Origin of the sequence: Paenibacillus xylanivorans (assembly GCF_001280595.1) — a bacterium.
Taxonomy (GTDB): domain Bacteria; phylum Bacillota; class Bacilli; order Paenibacillales; family Paenibacillaceae; genus Paenibacillus; species Paenibacillus xylanivorans.
On sequence record NZ_LITU01000061.1, the window covers coordinates 89,278 to 104,444 of the forward strand.

Below are 15,167 nucleotides of genomic sequence, written 5' to 3' on the forward strand. Positions count from 1 at the left end.
AGACAAACAGACTAATTCTTACTTGGATGGTTGAGCGGATTACTCGAATTCCGAAAATCCTTAGGCGTTTGGCACTGATGTTTTTTGAAAGATTGAATGAAATTATTTACATGGTTAAAACCCACTCTATGAGCTACTTCGGTTACTGTATAATCCGTTGAAATTAATAACTCCATGCTTTTCTTGATCCGGTATTTAATCAAGTAATCGTACGGTGTCATATGAATGGTTTTCTTAAAACTACGGGTGCACTCCGAGATGCTCAGATGTGCTGCATCAGCAATTTCTTGCAGTGTGATATTCGTTGAATGCTGTTGATGGATAAAGCTGAGCATGAGTTGCAGGCGCTCTTGCTGTAGCTTTGCATATTTGGGTGCCTCCTCGGTAGAAAGCGTAATGTTATTAATCAATATTAACCACAATTGTACGGTTTGGATGGAAACCTCATATTCCCATCCCCACGTTTTAGTTCTATCAAATCTCTTTTTCATATCCCATAGCATATCTACCACGACCCTTTGCCATTCCACATCCCCTTTGATTACCAGTGACACGAGGGCAGAGTCGGTATAAGGTAATACATAATTTTTCTCCATCGCACTATCTGTATAGAAGGCCAACAGCTTTTCAGGAAAATTAAAACTTACATATTGACCGTTGTGGGTTAGATGTGTCGTCACATGAAGGACTCCCTTATTAATCAGGATAGCCTGGCCCGCCAGTAATTCATGATCGATGCCGTTCACCTGTATGACTAACTTTCCTTGAGTAACCAACGTAATTTGTAGCTCTTCATGCCAATGCAAGTCATTAAATCCCCTGCCTTCAGGAATAATTTTCTCGGAATTAACCGTGTACATAATGTATGGAAATGAAGCATCAGGGAAAAGAATCGTCTCGTGAAGCTGTTTTGACATTGAACGGCGTCCTTTCAGATGGTGATATTTATATATAATATAGCGATATTATTACACAATTAAAAGAATAACGATGATATTATTATATCCAATCTTTGTTTTATCACTATAATCCTGTGCACAGAATTGGGGTAGAACATCTTGGAGGAAAAAGCATGAAAATGAATAAATCGTTGTATCCGTCTCATCCGTACATTTTGCTTTTTATAAGCATTTTGTCCATTTCGATCTCTTCCATATTGATAAAGTCCTCAGAGACTCCAACCTCTGTAGCTGGGATGTACAGATTGTTCATAACCGTAATACTAATGCTCCCTTTTGTAGCTTGGAAAAGACTTCGAACCCTTGAGATGAGCAAAAAAGATTGGAGCGTTGTGTTGTTAGCCGGGCTTTTTCTCGGATTACACTTCTTATTCTGGATGGAGTCATTGGTTCATACCTCCGTTGCAAGTTCCATGGTCATTTTATCGTTGCAGCCTCTATTTGTAATGATTGGATCATACTTGATCTTCAAGGAACGAGCTAACATGGTTACCATTCTATGCTTAATCACTGCCCTTGCAGGATCAGTCATTATCGCTTGGGGGGACATCGGGGTATCGAGAGAGGCGTTGATTGGGGATGGATTATCTTTAGTAGGTACAATCTCAGTTTCGGCATATATGCTTGCTGGACAAAAAGTAAGTCATAAAATCGATGCAAATAGGTACAGTATTATTGTTTTCTTTCTTGGGGGAAGTGTCTTGCTTGTCTACAATCTATGCAATCACTTCTCACTAACAGGATATAACGTTTCGGATTGGACGTATTTCTTGTTGCTTGCCGTAATCCCAACCATTTTTGGACAATTTCTTATTAATTTATTATTGAAATCTTTAGGTGCAACGACGGTTTCTGTAGGTATTATCGGTGAGCCTGTTCTTGCGATCATCCTCGCCTTTGTATTTCTGGGAGAAACCATCTCTCTGTTTCAGTTTGTAGGCGGGATGATGACCGTAGTTGGCATGGCAGTGTATTTTTGGGCAAAATCCGTGCGTTACACCGTTCCTGAATCTCGAAACTTGACGTGAAGGTATAGCTGTTTTTCCAACAATAAGATAAGTAGATGAGGAGAATATATATGGCTACCATTGATGATTTTTTGAAATTGGATATCCGAGTCGGAACCATTACAAAAGCTGAGTTTTTTGCAAAAGCGAAAGTACCTGCGATCAAACTTGAGATTGATTTTGGACAAGAGATCGGAATAAAAAAGTCTAGTGCACAAATTACCAAAAGATATGCAGCCGAGCAACTAATCGGAAGACAAGTCGTAGGAGTAGTCAACTTTCCACCGCGTCGTATAGCCGGTTTTAATTCAGAAGTATTGGTTCTGGGAGGAATACCGGACAAAGGTGATGTCGTACTATTAAAACCAGATATCGAACTGCCCGATGGGACACCGATTGGTTAATAGAGCGTTTTATCATATTGGCGTAACAGACAACGGGTAAGATGGCTATCGAGGTGATTGATTATGAAGAAAATATCAACGCAATCGAGTTGGCCAATCGGAAAAAATGTTTTACTTTCGGCGGCCATTATGGTTGCATTGGCTGGATGCAGTTCTAATTCAGCCTCTCCAAAACCAATGGAGATTTCAGGGTTGAACAGCCGTCAGGAAGAGAAAACCGCAGTTCCTTCAGAGAAAATGAGCTATTGGAATGAACAGCGGAAAGGGACGAATTTTATGAATTCCACGTCTCTTCCGGAAAACTATGAAGCGGCCAAGGAACAAGGCATAGAGTTCGTCCGGCTCGCGCCTGATAAGTGGAGCAAAGATCGGGATTTTTTGTTTAACGATCAGCCGGATAAACATATTAATGCAGATTTTTTATAGGGAGCTCGAATAAGTACGAAGGTATCGTGGAAGCGGATTTTGCCCGACTCAAAGCGGATCTGGATGCCGCTGAAGCTAAAGGGATGAAAGTGATAATTACGGTGCTTAGCTTACCGGGAGATCGCTGGCGGCAGTTCAACGGGGCCAAAAACGATGATCGGATCTGGAATGATGTTGAATACCACAAGCAGGCCGCTTGGTTTTGGAAATATCTTACATCCAGACTGAAGAATCATCCTGCCGTCATCGGCTATAACTTGATTAATGAGCCTCATCCGGAAACGGCAACGGGCTTCCACGACTTCTGGACACAGGATTATTCGGAGTGGTATGCCAAAGTGGAACGTTCTGCAGCGGATCTAAATTCACTCTATGACACAATAGTTAAAGAGATCCGAACGGTCGACCAAACGACCCCCATCATTTTGGATTCAGGACTCTATGCAACGCCTTGGGCCTTTACGTACATGAAGGCGATTGATGATCCTAACGTGCTGTATGCTTTTCACATGTATGAGCCTTATGAAATGACAAGTCAAAACAAGAAAAAAGGATTTACTTATTCTTATCCGGGAAGCGTTAAGGCCGGGAATGACAAGACGGAAAAAGAGTTTAACCGTCAAGCACTCAAACAATTTGTGGAGCCAGTCGCCAAGTGGGCATCAGATCATAACATACCTGCGAATCGGATTATCGCTTCGGAATTCGGAACGAACCGAATGGTCCAAGGTGCAGATCGCTACATGGCGGATCTTATTTCTATCTTTAATGAGCATGGATGGCATTGGGCTTTCTACGCATTTCGTGAAGATACGTGGGACGGGATGGACTATGAATTAGGCAGTGAGAAGCCGAACTGGAAGTATTGGGATGCGATTGAAAAAGGGGAGCTTCCTGCCCGTGGTAAGGCGGATAATCCAATTTGGAATGAAATAAAGGGAAGCCTGACGAAGTGAACCTGATATTGTAGTGTTTATTGGAGATTGGCGAGATTTGAAAACTCTCAATTAGGAAATTTCTTGATGCAAAATAATCTTGTCAAATTATCCATAGCATGATATCGTTGATAACGATTATCAATATCAACGCGGAGGGTGGATTTATTTTGCAGAAACGAACAAAATCGCTAGGTCTTATGTTAGCACTGATCGTGCTGCTCATAGTGAGTGCATGTAGCCAGTCCGCTTCAACGAGCAATACGACTGGGACAAATACAAACGCAGCTGCGGAGACGGGTACAACAACCGATTCAGCTTCAGAGTCTGCAGCTGATACAACGACGGCTGCTGAAGAGGAGAGTAGTATCGGGTATCAATCGGATGCAGGCCAAGTACAAGTTCCTAAAAATCCGAAACGCATCATTGACCTGACGGCATTTTCGACAGGATACTTTGTTGCTCTGGACGCTCCGGTAGTCGGGGCGTTGTCAGGTGCGATGAACAACAAGTACATCAAGGATCAACTGACTAATGAGGGTACAACAGATCTCGGTGAGAAGCCAACAGCCGAGCGACTGGTCAGCTTAAAGCCTGACCTGATCATCGTTTATACAGGTACAGAGGGAATCGATCAGTTGTCGCAAATTGCACCTGTAGTACAAATCAAATATGGCGAGCGCAACTATAAAGACCTCATGCTGGAACTGGGTAAGCTGACGAATAGAGAAGATGCGGCCAAAGAATGGATCACGAAATGGGAAGCACAGATTAACGAATTGAAGCCGAAGGTGCAAGAGGTAGTAGGCGATCGCACAGTCTCTATCTTGAATCCGTATACGAAGGGGCTGTTTGTATTCGGCCATAATTTTGGTCGTGGCGGTGAGATCATCTATGGTGAATTTGGCCTCAAGGCTCCAGCCAAAGCTCAGGTAGAGGCGATTGATAGTGGTACAGGCTGGGCGTCGATCTCGATGGAAGTGTTGCAGGAATATGCCGGTGACATCATCTTCACCAGCCCGTGGTCGGGAGATACAAGCGATCCGCAGATCGTTTATGATAATACTCTGTGGAAAAATCTACCTGCAGTTAAGGCAGGTAATGTGTTCCAACTGGATCCGACATCCGACACATACAACGACCCTGTATCATTGGAAGGCCAGTTGAAGTTTATCTCGGACAGCCTTCTTTCGGTGAAGTAAGGCGTATTCAAACATTTAAGTAGTCTAAAAAGGATTATTATACTTTTGTACTGACCAGTCGTCGTAATCAAATGAGGACTGGTTTTTTTGTTTTCACGAAGTTGTATGAGTATCATGAAGGGATATCATCTTAAATTGTCAGTAAAATTGAATTACTTTCAAATATAAGTAGGAGTAATGTAATGACTCAACGAGATTTTATTAAGAGAAGAAGAGTTTGTGAGGATACTTCTAATCTGTATACCAAGGTCAAATTTGTATTGTGGGATTATATCGTTACTACTGTTTTTCCATACATTTGCGTCTTTATATTTTTATTCCAGATACTCGAGTGACCCTTATCATACTTGGGACATCTCTTCCTAAAGGATGATTTGCCTAACTCCCTATTGTTTGCTATAAATCCATTAGACTTGAAAATTTGCCTTGCGTAATAAATTCAGTGGGTGACATGCCACAAGATTTTTTAAAAATTTTGAAGAAGTATGATGCATCGTAATAACCTAAATAATACGCAATGCTGGAGATCGTCATATCGGAATGTAACAAGAGATTACGAGCCTCCATAACACGTAAATAGTGCATATACTTAATCGGTGTGTATCCGTAAACTTCCTTAAACAAGGTAGTTGCATAATTCGGGGTCCGATTGATTAAATCTGCGAGTACTCCAATTTGAATAGGTTCGCGGTAATGGCTTAGTAAATATGATTGAACAGTTTGTGCGTATTTAAGTTTCATTGGGGTTAGTTCAGGTTTTTCCAGCTCTTGAGCAAGGATTCCAAGGAGTTCCTGTGTGATTCCCACGGAAATAATGGGACTGAAGTTGTCCCTTTTCCTCATCTCTTCAAATAGTCGATTGCATCGACTGCTAACATATTGAAAGTTCGAAATTTTGAGCTTGATAAAATGACCCTGGTCAATGAATGGTATTCCGGTTTCGATCTGCGGATCAGTCCTGAAGAGGATTGTATATTTCTGATGTGTACCTTCCTGCGAGTTTTTCCCGCTTCTTAAGCTATAACGGGGAATGAATATAAAGTCTCCTTTTTCGCCTATATAATCTACTCCGTTAATCGAATAGTGAATTTCGCCTTCCATAACAAGAATCAGTATATGACAAGTGATTTCTTCCATAGGTGTTCGCCAATTAGGAATATGATTATCAAAATGTACAACTAAGAGATTTAACATCCAATGTTCCCTTTCTTAATTTTTGTTCAATTATACTACAACAAGAGGGGATTCGGGATAAAGCCCCTCTAAAAGAAACAATTCGATTCGTTAAAGTTATTGTTGAAATATACATGCCAGTATGGATATATACATTTACGGTTGAATGGCATTAAACTATACTTTTTTTTAAGAAGCAACTGATTTGGAAGGAATAACTTTAATCTGTTGATGGTTGAAATGGAAAGGTTTGATTACAGGTTTCTGGATAGTGGTTGTTAATAATGATGCTTGAAAGGGGACAAACAAATGAGAGTATTGCTATTGGATTTGGATTCCTTACGTCCGGACCATTTGGGATGTTACGGCTACAACCGAGATACATCGCCCAATATTGACCGTATTGCATCGGAAGGTGTACGGTTTGATAACTATTATACGTCTGACGCTCCATGTTTCCCTTCCCGTACAGCCCTGATGACAGGGAAGTTTGGAATACATAATGGTGTTGTGGGCCATTCAGGTACAGCTGCAGAAGTTCGTCATGAGGGGATTGAACGCGGCTTTGGAGATAGGCTTGGAAGCGAAAGCTTTCCAATGGTGTTTAGACGTTCTGGTATGAAGACGATACTCGTGAGCCCATTTGGAGAGCGTCATTCGGCATGGACGTTTTATGCTGGTTTTAACGAAATTTATAACACAGGTCAAGGCGGGATGGAATCTGCTGAGGTAGTCTCACCAGTTGTGTTGGACTGGATTGAACGAAACGGTGATCAGGATAATTGGATGCTATATGTGAATTTCTGGGATCCGCATACGCCTTATCGTGCACCGCAATCGTTTGGAAATCCATTCGCTCAAGATCCACTGCCTAATTGGATTACTGATGATGTATTAGCGGAACATGTAAAAAAAGTAGGCCCGCACAGCGCAAGTGAAATTAACATGTACGACAATAATATAGACCCTAATTTCCCTCGTCATCCAGGGGAAATACGTAATCGAGACGAACTTAAGAAGATGATTGATGGTTATGACTGTGGTGTCCGACATATGGATGACCATATTGGCTCTATTTTCAGGCTGCTGGAGAAAAAAGGGTTGATGGATGATCTTATTGTAATCATTACTGCAGACCACGGAGAAAATTTGGGTGAACTAGGTATTTATGGTGAACATGCTACTGCGGACCAAGGAACTTGTCGTATCCCAATGATTATTCGTTGGCCTGGCATGACAACAGGAAGTGTAGATGAGGGACTCCATTATCATTTAGATTTATTGCCTACACTCGCAGAATTGCTGGGTCAAGTTCCAGGTTCATCTTGGGATGGAGAAAGCTATGCTGGTATGCTACGAAATGGGGAAGACTGCGGACGTAATTATCTTGTCTTCTCCCAATGTGCCCATGTGTGTCAGCGAAGTGTTAGATTTGGGGACTGGCTGTATATTCGAACATATCATGACGGCTATCATTTGTTCGATAAGGAGATGCTGTTTAATCTGAAAGAAGATCCATTTGAACAACATAACTTGGCTCAGCAACGTCTGGACATTTGCAGGGAAGCAGTGTATCTCTTATATGAATGGCACGATAATATGATGGCATCGATGAAAGAGAATGTTGACCCACTATGGACGGTTATAAAAGAAGGCGGTCCATTTCATGCAAAAGGTCAATTGAATCGTTATTTGGAACGGTTAAAAGTGACAGGAAGAGAGCATGCAGTTCCTGAACTCCAAAAGCGTCATCCTTATGAGCAAGTCTAATAATGTCATATTCAAAAGGCTAGTAACAACAACCAATAGTTCTATAAGTCAGTTAGTAAAATACATTACTTGCCCAATCGATTTTTCCATAATTTAAGCTTTTATGCTCTAGCGCTTTAAATAAAAATCTTATAAGTTCTGATTTTCAGTTAGGAGAATTTGTATGATAAATACTGAAAAGCTGGTGTCGTGTTGCTCAGCTTCCCGACAAGATACTAGCGTGGAGGTTACAAAAGAGGCAGGAATTATTCCTATGAATCTCAAGATGCACAAGGAAAAGAGCCCATTGCCTTATCTCGAAATGGCACATATTCCCTCAGGGTCATTCCTGATGGGAACTGATACAGATGAAGGTTTTCCTAGAGATGGTGAGGGTCCCGTTCGCAGGATAACCGTGCATACGTTCCAAATAGCACCATATGCAGTCACGAACGCAGAGTTCAAACAGTTTGTAGAGACGACAGGTTATATTACTGATGCTGAACGGTTCGGATGGTCGTACGTGTTCCACTTATTCCCTTCTGAGGAGACGAAGAAGCAAGTAGTGCAAGTTCCACAGTCCACCCCTTGGTGGCTTGTCGTGGAAGGGGCGTATTGGGCTGCTCCTGAAGGAACGGACTCAAGCCTTGTGGATCGAATGGATCACCCTGTGGTACATGTGTCATGGAATGACGCTGATGCTTATTGTCGTTGGGCAGGGGGGAGACTGCCGACTGAAGCGGAATGGGAGTACGCGGCAAGAGGAGGGCTGGAAGGGAAAACCTATCCATGGGGTGATCTGCTAAAGCAAGGCGACGAACATCGTTGTAACATTTGGCAGGGCAAGTTCCCGATCAAAAATAATGCAAGCGACGGGTATGTCGGCACAGCACCTGTGCGTACATACAAACCAAACAGCTATGGCCTTTATCAAATGTCCGGAAATGTATGGGAGTGGTGTGTTGATTGGTTTACCCCCGATTACCATCGTATGACTTCCTTTGACAATCCGAGATTTGAAAGAGAAACGGGAAAGAAGTCGATGCGTGGGGGTTCCTACTTATGCCATCGTTCATATTGCAATCGGTACCGGGTCGCAGCGAGGAGCGCCAACACGCCGGATTCCTCAACCGGAAACTGCGGGTTTCGAATGGTTTACGATAATTAATTAGCTCTGAAGAAGCGTTTCTATCTATTCTCTAAATTAGAATACACTAAATAAAAAACGTAAAATAGATAAGAGTTCCCTAGCGGTAGGGCCCATGGCCGGATTCGTGTAGAATGAAGTCACCACAACACCATTCACACAAGGAGAATCCACCATGAGCTACACACATCTTAGCAAAATCGAACGCGTCAAGCTAGAAATCAAGGACAAAGATCGAGAGTCATTGCACAAGAACGGGGTAGGCACCCGTCGACGATTTGTCGTGAGCTAGATCGTGTTGCTGCATCGTATCACTATCAGGCAGGACAAGCTCAGAATGCTTATGAGGAGCGTCGTAAGGCTTCTGTCTCTCGGGTAATTGGTCAGATACCTTGGCTGCTTCACTGGAGGAAGGAAAAACTGGAGGCAACGTGGTCTCCGGAACAAAACACCGAACGTTTCCGCACCGAAGGCCGGCGTACAGTCTCCTTCAAAACCATCTGGAACGCATATATTGAAAAGTGAATCGCCCCCAGAAGTCTTCATGGAGGCGATTTTATTTAGGCTTTAGCCAGTTGAGGGCATGAAACGCACGACGGAAAGAGATTTATAATCAAGTGAGAAGAGACTTAATAGAAATTTTCAAACGCTTATGAAAGTACAAGGGAGTAGAAATTATAGAAGGCCACATGATGCCCGATCATGTCCATATGTTGGTAGCTATACCACCGAAAATCTCAGTCTCATCGTTTATGGGATATCTAAAAGGAAAAAGTTTGTTAATGATCTTTGAGAAGCATGTACAGCTAAAATATAATACGGGAATATGTTCTTCTCTTCAATACACTTTTACCGGACAAATCAAAGCACTTCCTGACAGGCTCTTGAGTATATCTTCATCTATCATTGAAATCAAGGAGTGATTAACCGCATGAACTGGATCGAATCATTACAACTGGCTATTCAATATATGGAGGATCATTTACTGGAAAATATGACTATCGAGCAGATATCAGCTCAAGCGCATATCTCTCCTTTTCATTTTCAACGTACGTTTGCCTTGTTAACGGATGTTACCGTAGGCGAGTATATAAGGCGGAGACGATTGACTTTGGCCGCAAATGATCTTCTGTTGAGCGATCAAAAAATCATTGATCTGGCGAACAAATATGGCTATGACACTCCTGAATCTTTTTCCAAAGCTTTTCGGAGACTACATGGAATTTCACCTAGTGAAGCACGTAAAAATAGTTCCTCCGTCAAAGCGTATAATCGTCTGGTTATTCAAGTCAGTCTAAAAGGAGCAGAACCCATGAATTACAAAATTGTAGAACATCCCGGAATTACGTTAGTTGGAATAAAAAAAACCTTCTCTCATGTAGAGGGTGAACATTTACGAGGAATCGGGCAGATGTGGCAAGAAGCATATACGAGTGGTATGGAAGATCGTTTATTTGAATTGAACAATGGTGGTATCAAAGGATTACTTGGTGTGTGTGTGGATCAGAGTGAAATCCAGGAGAAGCAAATGGAATACTGGATTGCTACAGCCTATGAAGGTAAAGTGCCGGAAGGACTTGCCTCATTCACAATCCCTCTTTGCAAATGGAGTGTATTTGAAGTGAAAGGGCCGATGCCCGAGAGCATGCAGAGCCTATGGAAACAAATTATATCCGAATGGTTCCCTTCGAATCCATATGAGCATGCGGGCATACCCGAACTTGAAGTATATCCAGGTCCGGGTCATCCTCCGCAAATCTGGATTCCGATTAAATAAAGTGCTACATACTGCCACACTGCGTTCCAGCAGTGCTTAGCCTGTTACGATTCGCCCTTGGAACTCTCCAGGGGCGATCTTATTTCTCTTGTCTTGTTGCTAGATAATGAGCCGGAGAATCTCCGAAAGCACGTCGAAACATAGCAATAAAATTACTTGGCGAGGCGTACCCAAGCGCATCAGCAATCATTCCAACGGAATCTCCTTGTGCCAACATCTCCAAAGCATGTGTCAAACGGGCCTGTTGCCGCCATTGGGCAAAGGTTAATCCCGTATCAGCCAGAATCAAACGCCGCAAGGTGCGCGGGGAAAGGGCGGCCCAAGCAGCCCAATCATCAGCGTTCGATTGTCCTCAGGATACTTCAGAATTTCATTCGCAATTCGTAAGAGACGGGATTCGGAAGGCATAGGCAAGTGCAAAGGCTCCAACGGTGCTCGCACGATTTCATCCAATAGTACAGCGACTATTCGTTCCTGTTGAGGCTCTAAGAAGTCCTGGTCATACCAAGACACTGTCCGTCGCACCAAAGCGTACATCAGTTCCGAAGTGCTGATTACACAAGGATTGGATGGTAAATCGCGACTGGTGTCAGGGAGTACGAGCACGCACCATCCACTCATTGCGCCGCTGATACTAACCTTATGTCGTACATTTGGTGGTATCCAGCCTGCCCGATGTGGAGGGAGCAGCCATGATCCCTGCGCGGTGCGAACATGTATAAGGCCGTTCTCTACGCAAAAAATCTGTCCGCGCTTGTGACTGTGCCAATCGTATTCACGAGTGCCTAACTGAAATTCATTCGCTGGATCTTCATTACCCCAGAAGGCAATTAGAGAAGGGCCGTCCAGTCGGTAGCTATGATCAATAGCTTCATATTTCATGCCACTTGCGCTTAGCATCATTATTGCGTTCAGCCTCCGGCAGAAGTCGAACGATAGGAAACAGGATAAACTCGACCTTCCTGGCGCGGCCGCCGTTACGCTCTCCGTCGCTAGGCCTTCTGGCTACGGCTGGATTCATCTGGTTAAATGAACTGCCAATACATCCGAACTATGTTACTCAATTACTTCTTCCGAGCTTGCTCATTGGCGGTGGCTTGGGGCTGATGTTGATGACGGCTACTCATGCCGTACTTGCAGGCATTCCGTCGCAAGACTCCGGCATCGCCGCAGGACTGCAAAATACAGCCCGCCAGCTCGGCGGCGCGCTCGGAATTGCGGTACTTGTAACGGTGGCCCATATAGGGGCAGGGGGACAAACGAATGAAATTGGTATAACCGCAGCTTCACAGCTGGCCGGATATCATGCTGCTTTCCTTGCATGCGGCGTAATTAGCGGATTATCTGCTTTAGCTTCATTGTTTCTGCAGCGAAATAAGGACTAGTAATCTTCGCTAAATAATAGACAAAAAGGCAACCGATCAATGCGATCGGTTGCCTTTTTGTTTCTAACTAGCAGGTGATACAAAAAAATAAAATTGAACAAGAAATAACACTATGATATAATCATTAGCGTCATCGGCAATTCAACATAAAAGGTGTATACATTTTAATTCCTAATTTAATTGTACATCTGGAACTTTGATTTGTCAATGCTCATTTTCATCCCAAAAAAAGGAATAAGGAGTGTGTTGGGAGAGATGGAAACGAAGGATTGGCGATTGGAACAGGAACGGTTGGAATGGGTAAGAGAGAAACTTCAGGCGAGAATTACCGAGCTGGAGCCTGAGGTTGAGGGAATGCAGGATCAGGCTACGGAAATTCGCAAGCACTTTTGGGAAGAAGTTACGATCAACACAAGCACTCATGAAGATTTTGAAGAGACGTTCTATACCATTAACCAGCAGTCTGCGGTATTGGCCGAGCGGGAACGTGGTCACAAGCGGTTGACGCAGCAATGGAATAACATGAAGCGTTTGCTCCCGTCCCCTTATTTTGGACGCATCGACTTTCAGGAGAAGGGTCTTAAATTCAGCGAGCAGATCTATATCGGGGTATCCTCTTTCGTCGAAGACGGGTTGAGCTTTTTGATCTATGATTGGCGTACGCCGATCGCGAGCATGTACTACGACTCTTCCCCCGGCGTGGCTTCTTATGTGACGCCGATCGGACCAATTGATGGCACAATGGACCTTAAACGGCAATTTCAGATTCATAACGGACAAATCCGCAACATGTTTGATGCGAGCGAAACGATCGGAGACGACTTGCTGCAGCAGGTGCTTGGAAAAGGAGCCGACTCGCAAATGAAGAGTATTGTGGCAACCATTCAGAGGGAACAAAATGCCATCATCCGTAATGACAAAAGCCGAATGCTTATCGTACAGGGAGCAGCTGGCAGTGGTAAAACTTCCGCAGCCTTGCAGCGGGTGGCGTACTTGCTGTACAAACACCGCCAGACGATCAGTGCTGATCAGATTGTTCTTTTCTCACCGAATCCGATGTTTGCCAGTTATATCTCCACCGTCCTTCCGGAGCTCGGCGAAGAGAATATGCAGCAGACCACTTTTCAAGAATATCTCGACTATTGGCTAGGATCTTCGTTACGGCCAGAGGGTGCCTTTGATCAAATTGAATATGTACTGACCGAACATGGAGCACCGGGCTACGAGGCTCGTCTTCAGGGGATCGAATATAAAGCTTCCGATGCTTTTCTGCAAGCCTTGCAGAACTATGGAAACTGGTTGGGACAGGAAGGCATGCGATTCAACAGTATTCGGTTTCGGAACCGTGATTTGATTACGGCGGAGCAAATGAGAGCCAAATTTTACGGTTATGATCATTCCCTGCCCTTGCAAAATCGCATTGTTCTCTTACAGGATTGGCTGCTGAATGAATTGAGTACGCTGGAACGAATGGAACGGGAGGCGCCTTGGGTACAGGAAGAGTTGAACTATCTCGACACCGAGCAGTATGAGGAAGTGTTCGGAATGCTTCACAAAGATAGGGAAGTATTCGACGTTGCTGAGCAATATGCCACAGTTCGTGAAAAAATGACCAATAAGCGCCGGCAAGATGAAGGTGACTTTGACTTTGGGCAGAAGGAAGAAGAACTGCTCCGTCGCAAGATCGTGAAAGAACGTTTTAGCCCATTAAGAAAAAGTATCAAGAAATTCTCGTTTGTTGATATCAAAGGCATATATGGTGAATTGTTTGTTGACGAAGCCGCTTATCGGGAGAAAACGAATGCTGTGGTTATTCCCTCACTATGGACTGAGATATGCAAGCAAACCAGGGAAAGCCTGCTCCGGAATGAGTTGTTCCACGAGGATGCAACACCTTATTTGTATGTAAAAGAAATGATTGAAGGGGTCCGGACTAACACGGAAATCAAATATGTCTTCGTTGATGAGGGTCAGGATTATTCATCATTTCAATATGAATATCTCAAAAAGCTGTTTCCCCGTGCCCGTATGACGGTGCTTGGCGATTTCGGGCAAGCGATCTTCACACAGGCTACAAATTTGGCCGCAGCTGACTCACCACTGGTCCGTCTCTTCGGCGAAGCAGAAACAAGCCTGATCTCCCTTGTACGCAGTTATCGCTCAACCAGAGAGATCGTTGAATTTACAAGAGCGATGCTTCCAGACGGAGATGAAATTGTACCATTTGAAAGAAAAGGGCAGAAGCCCCTGTTGACGAGAATCAACGACAGGGAGAAGCTGAATGTACAAATGGTGGCAAATATCGCGGCGCTAAGAGCTGAGGGCTTTGATTCCATCGCCATCATTACGAAGACCGCCGCCGAAAGCCAGAAGGCCCATGAATCGTTACGGATTCAAGGAGGTGAAGATTTGCAGCTCATTACAAAAGAGACGTTCAACTTCGAAAAAGGCGTAATGGTGATTCCTGTGTATCTCGCCAAGGGTGTTGAGTTCGATGCAGTCTTGATCTACGATGCTTCGTCTGGGATGTATGGTCTTGACAATGAACGCAAGCTTCTTTATACGGCGTGTACGCGGGCTATGCATCGGCTTCATCTGTACACGACGGGCGATTGGTCGCCTTTCGTGCAGGCATTGCCTGTGAATTTGTACGAAGAATGGAATTCCTATACATCAGAGTAAACTCGTAGCGCATGCGAACTAAGCGTCTTTGGTAATAAAAGCAGAATTAGTCATGATTATCACGGAGTCAATGCAATAAAGAAACACAAGTCGCCTTTCTGGCGACTTTTTTTGAATTTCTAAGTGATTGTAGAGATAAAATTGTTAGCGTCTTTCTTTGGATTATTTCCGTATTGTTATACTCAGCATAACTATTATTATATGGGTGGACTAAGATTACAGTTATATAATAGGAATACGTACTATTAATTTGGGGACATTTCCATTTGTCGAAACACAGAATCAGAAGAAAAGATTACATCAATCAATCAATCAATAGAG

General features: G+C 43.6%; 12 protein-coding genes and 3 pseudogenes. 11 read left to right on the forward strand and 4 right to left on the reverse strand.

What is annotated here, in order from left to right:
* Window positions 1-11 precede the first annotated feature (11 nt).
* Window positions 12-917, reverse strand: coding sequence for an AraC family transcriptional regulator (locus tag AMS66_RS16670; protein WP_053781884.1), 906 nt, complete (start codon window positions 915-917; stop codon window positions 12-14).
* A 155-nt stretch (window positions 918-1,072) separates the two neighbouring features.
* Between AMS66_RS16670 and AMS66_RS16675 the strand changes: the two genes are divergently transcribed.
* The 4 genes and pseudogenes from AMS66_RS16675 to AMS66_RS16690 all read left to right on the forward strand — a co-directional run bounded on the left by AMS66_RS16675 (window position 1,073) and on the right by AMS66_RS16690 (window position 4,933).
* A complete protein-coding gene (locus AMS66_RS16675) occupies window positions 1,073-1,987 on the forward strand; it encodes a DMT family transporter (protein WP_082350747.1) in 915 nt (304 codons plus the stop codon).
* A gap of 50 nt (window positions 1,988-2,037) precedes the next feature.
* A complete protein-coding gene (csaA, locus tag AMS66_RS16680; protein ID WP_053781885.1) occupies window positions 2,038-2,370 on the forward strand; it encodes a chaperone CsaA in 333 nt (110 codons plus the stop codon).
* Window positions 2,371-2,547: 177 nt separating this feature from the next.
* A pseudogene (locus AMS66_RS16685) lies at window positions 2,548-3,752 on the forward strand (glycoside hydrolase family 5 protein).
* 149 nt (window positions 3,753-3,901) lie between these two features.
* Window positions 3,902-4,933 carry an ABC transporter substrate-binding protein gene (locus AMS66_RS16690; RefSeq protein ID WP_053781886.1) on the forward strand — a complete coding sequence of 344 codons (1,032 nt, stop codon included), beginning with the start codon at window positions 3,902-3,904 and terminating at the stop codon, window positions 4,931-4,933.
* A 396-nt stretch (window positions 4,934-5,329) separates the two neighbouring features.
* On the opposite strand, the gene AMS66_RS16695 is transcribed toward AMS66_RS16690, so the two are convergent.
* Complete coding sequence (locus tag AMS66_RS16695) at window positions 5,330-6,034, reverse strand: helix-turn-helix domain-containing protein (protein ID WP_236703456.1); 705 nt, start codon at window positions 6,032-6,034, stop codon at window positions 5,330-5,332.
* A gap of 381 nt (window positions 6,035-6,415) precedes the next feature.
* Here AMS66_RS16695 and AMS66_RS16700 point away from each other — a divergent pair, with 381 nt between their 5' ends.
* The 5 genes and pseudogenes from AMS66_RS16700 (at window position 6,416) to AMS66_RS16715 (ending at window position 10,779) form a co-directional block, all read left to right on the forward strand.
* The gene (locus AMS66_RS16700; RefSeq protein WP_053781888.1) at window positions 6,416-7,876 is read left to right on the forward strand and encodes a sulfatase family protein; all 1,461 of its coding nucleotides are present in this window, start codon (window positions 6,416-6,418) and stop codon (window positions 7,874-7,876) included.
* Window positions 7,877-8,039: 163 nt separating this feature from the next.
* A complete protein-coding gene (locus AMS66_RS16705; RefSeq protein ID WP_053781889.1) occupies window positions 8,040-9,023 on the forward strand; it encodes a formylglycine-generating enzyme family protein in 984 nt (327 codons plus the stop codon).
* Window positions 9,024-9,177: 154 nt separating this feature from the next.
* Window positions 9,178-9,506 (forward strand): annotated as a pseudogene (locus tag AMS66_RS34855) (IS30 family transposase); the annotation flags it as partial.
* An 89-nt stretch (window positions 9,507-9,595) separates the two neighbouring features.
* Window positions 9,596-9,826, forward strand: a pseudogene (gene tnpA / locus AMS66_RS16710) (IS200/IS605 family transposase); the annotation flags it as partial.
* Window positions 9,827-9,933: 107 nt separating this feature from the next.
* The gene (locus AMS66_RS16715) at window positions 9,934-10,779 is read left to right on the forward strand and encodes an AraC family transcriptional regulator (RefSeq protein ID WP_053781890.1); all 846 of its coding nucleotides are present in this window, start codon (window positions 9,934-9,936) and stop codon (window positions 10,777-10,779) included.
* A gap of 79 nt (window positions 10,780-10,858) precedes the next feature.
* Here AMS66_RS16715 and AMS66_RS33205 read toward each other — a convergent pair whose 3' ends face one another.
* Window positions 10,859-11,077 carry a helix-turn-helix transcriptional regulator gene (locus AMS66_RS33205; protein WP_201782184.1) on the reverse strand — a complete coding sequence of 73 codons (219 nt, stop codon included), beginning with the start codon at window positions 11,075-11,077 and terminating at the stop codon, window positions 10,859-10,861.
* Window positions 11,065-11,682: an AraC family ligand binding domain-containing protein gene (locus AMS66_RS16725; RefSeq protein ID WP_053781892.1), complete on the reverse strand. Its 618-nt coding sequence runs from the start codon at window positions 11,680-11,682 to the stop codon at window positions 11,065-11,067. The genes AMS66_RS33205 and AMS66_RS16725 overlap by 13 nt, the downstream gene beginning before the upstream one ends.
* A gap of 203 nt (window positions 11,683-11,885) precedes the next feature.
* Here AMS66_RS16725 and AMS66_RS33785 point away from each other — a divergent pair, with 203 nt between their 5' ends.
* Both AMS66_RS33785 and helD read left to right on the forward strand, forming a co-directional pair.
* Complete coding sequence (locus AMS66_RS33785) at window positions 11,886-12,164, forward strand: MFS transporter (RefSeq protein ID WP_053781893.1); 279 nt, start codon at window positions 11,886-11,888, stop codon at window positions 12,162-12,164.
* Window positions 12,165-12,419: 255 nt separating this feature from the next.
* Complete coding sequence (gene helD, locus AMS66_RS16735; protein WP_053781894.1) at window positions 12,420-14,846, forward strand: RNA polymerase recycling motor HelD; 2,427 nt, start codon at window positions 12,420-12,422, stop codon at window positions 14,844-14,846.
* Window positions 14,847-15,167: the final 321 nt, after the last annotated feature.

Excerpts from the sequence above, each read along its gene's own strand:
- AMS66_RS16695 (WP_236703456.1), bottom strand. The coding sequence starts at position 6,034 with ATGGAAGGCGAAATTCACTATTCGATTAACGGAGTAGATTATATAGGC.
- AMS66_RS16670 (WP_053781884.1), bottom strand. The coding sequence starts at position 917 with ATGTCAAAACAGCTTCACGAGACGATTCTTTTCCCTGATGCTTCATTT.
- AMS66_RS33785 (WP_053781893.1), top strand. The coding sequence starts at position 11,886 with ATGTTGATGACGGCTACTCATGCCGTACTTGCAGGCATTCCGTCGCAA.
- AMS66_RS16715 (WP_053781890.1), top strand. The coding sequence starts at position 9,934 with ATGAACTGGATCGAATCATTACAACTGGCTATTCAATATATGGAGGAT.
- AMS66_RS16700 (WP_053781888.1), top strand. The coding sequence starts at position 6,416 with ATGAGAGTATTGCTATTGGATTTGGATTCCTTACGTCCGGACCATTTG.
- AMS66_RS16725 (WP_053781892.1), bottom strand. The coding sequence starts at position 11,682 with ATGATGCTAAGCGCAAGTGGCATGAAATATGAAGCTATTGATCATAGC.
- AMS66_RS16705 (WP_053781889.1), top strand. The coding sequence starts at position 8,040 with ATGATAAATACTGAAAAGCTGGTGTCGTGTTGCTCAGCTTCCCGACAA.
- AMS66_RS16675 (WP_082350747.1), top strand. The coding sequence starts at position 1,073 with ATGAAAATGAATAAATCGTTGTATCCGTCTCATCCGTACATTTTGCTT.
- csaA (WP_053781885.1), top strand. The coding sequence starts at position 2,038 with ATGGCTACCATTGATGATTTTTTGAAATTGGATATCCGAGTCGGAACC.
- helD (WP_053781894.1), top strand. The coding sequence starts at position 12,420 with ATGGAAACGAAGGATTGGCGATTGGAACAGGAACGGTTGGAATGGGTA.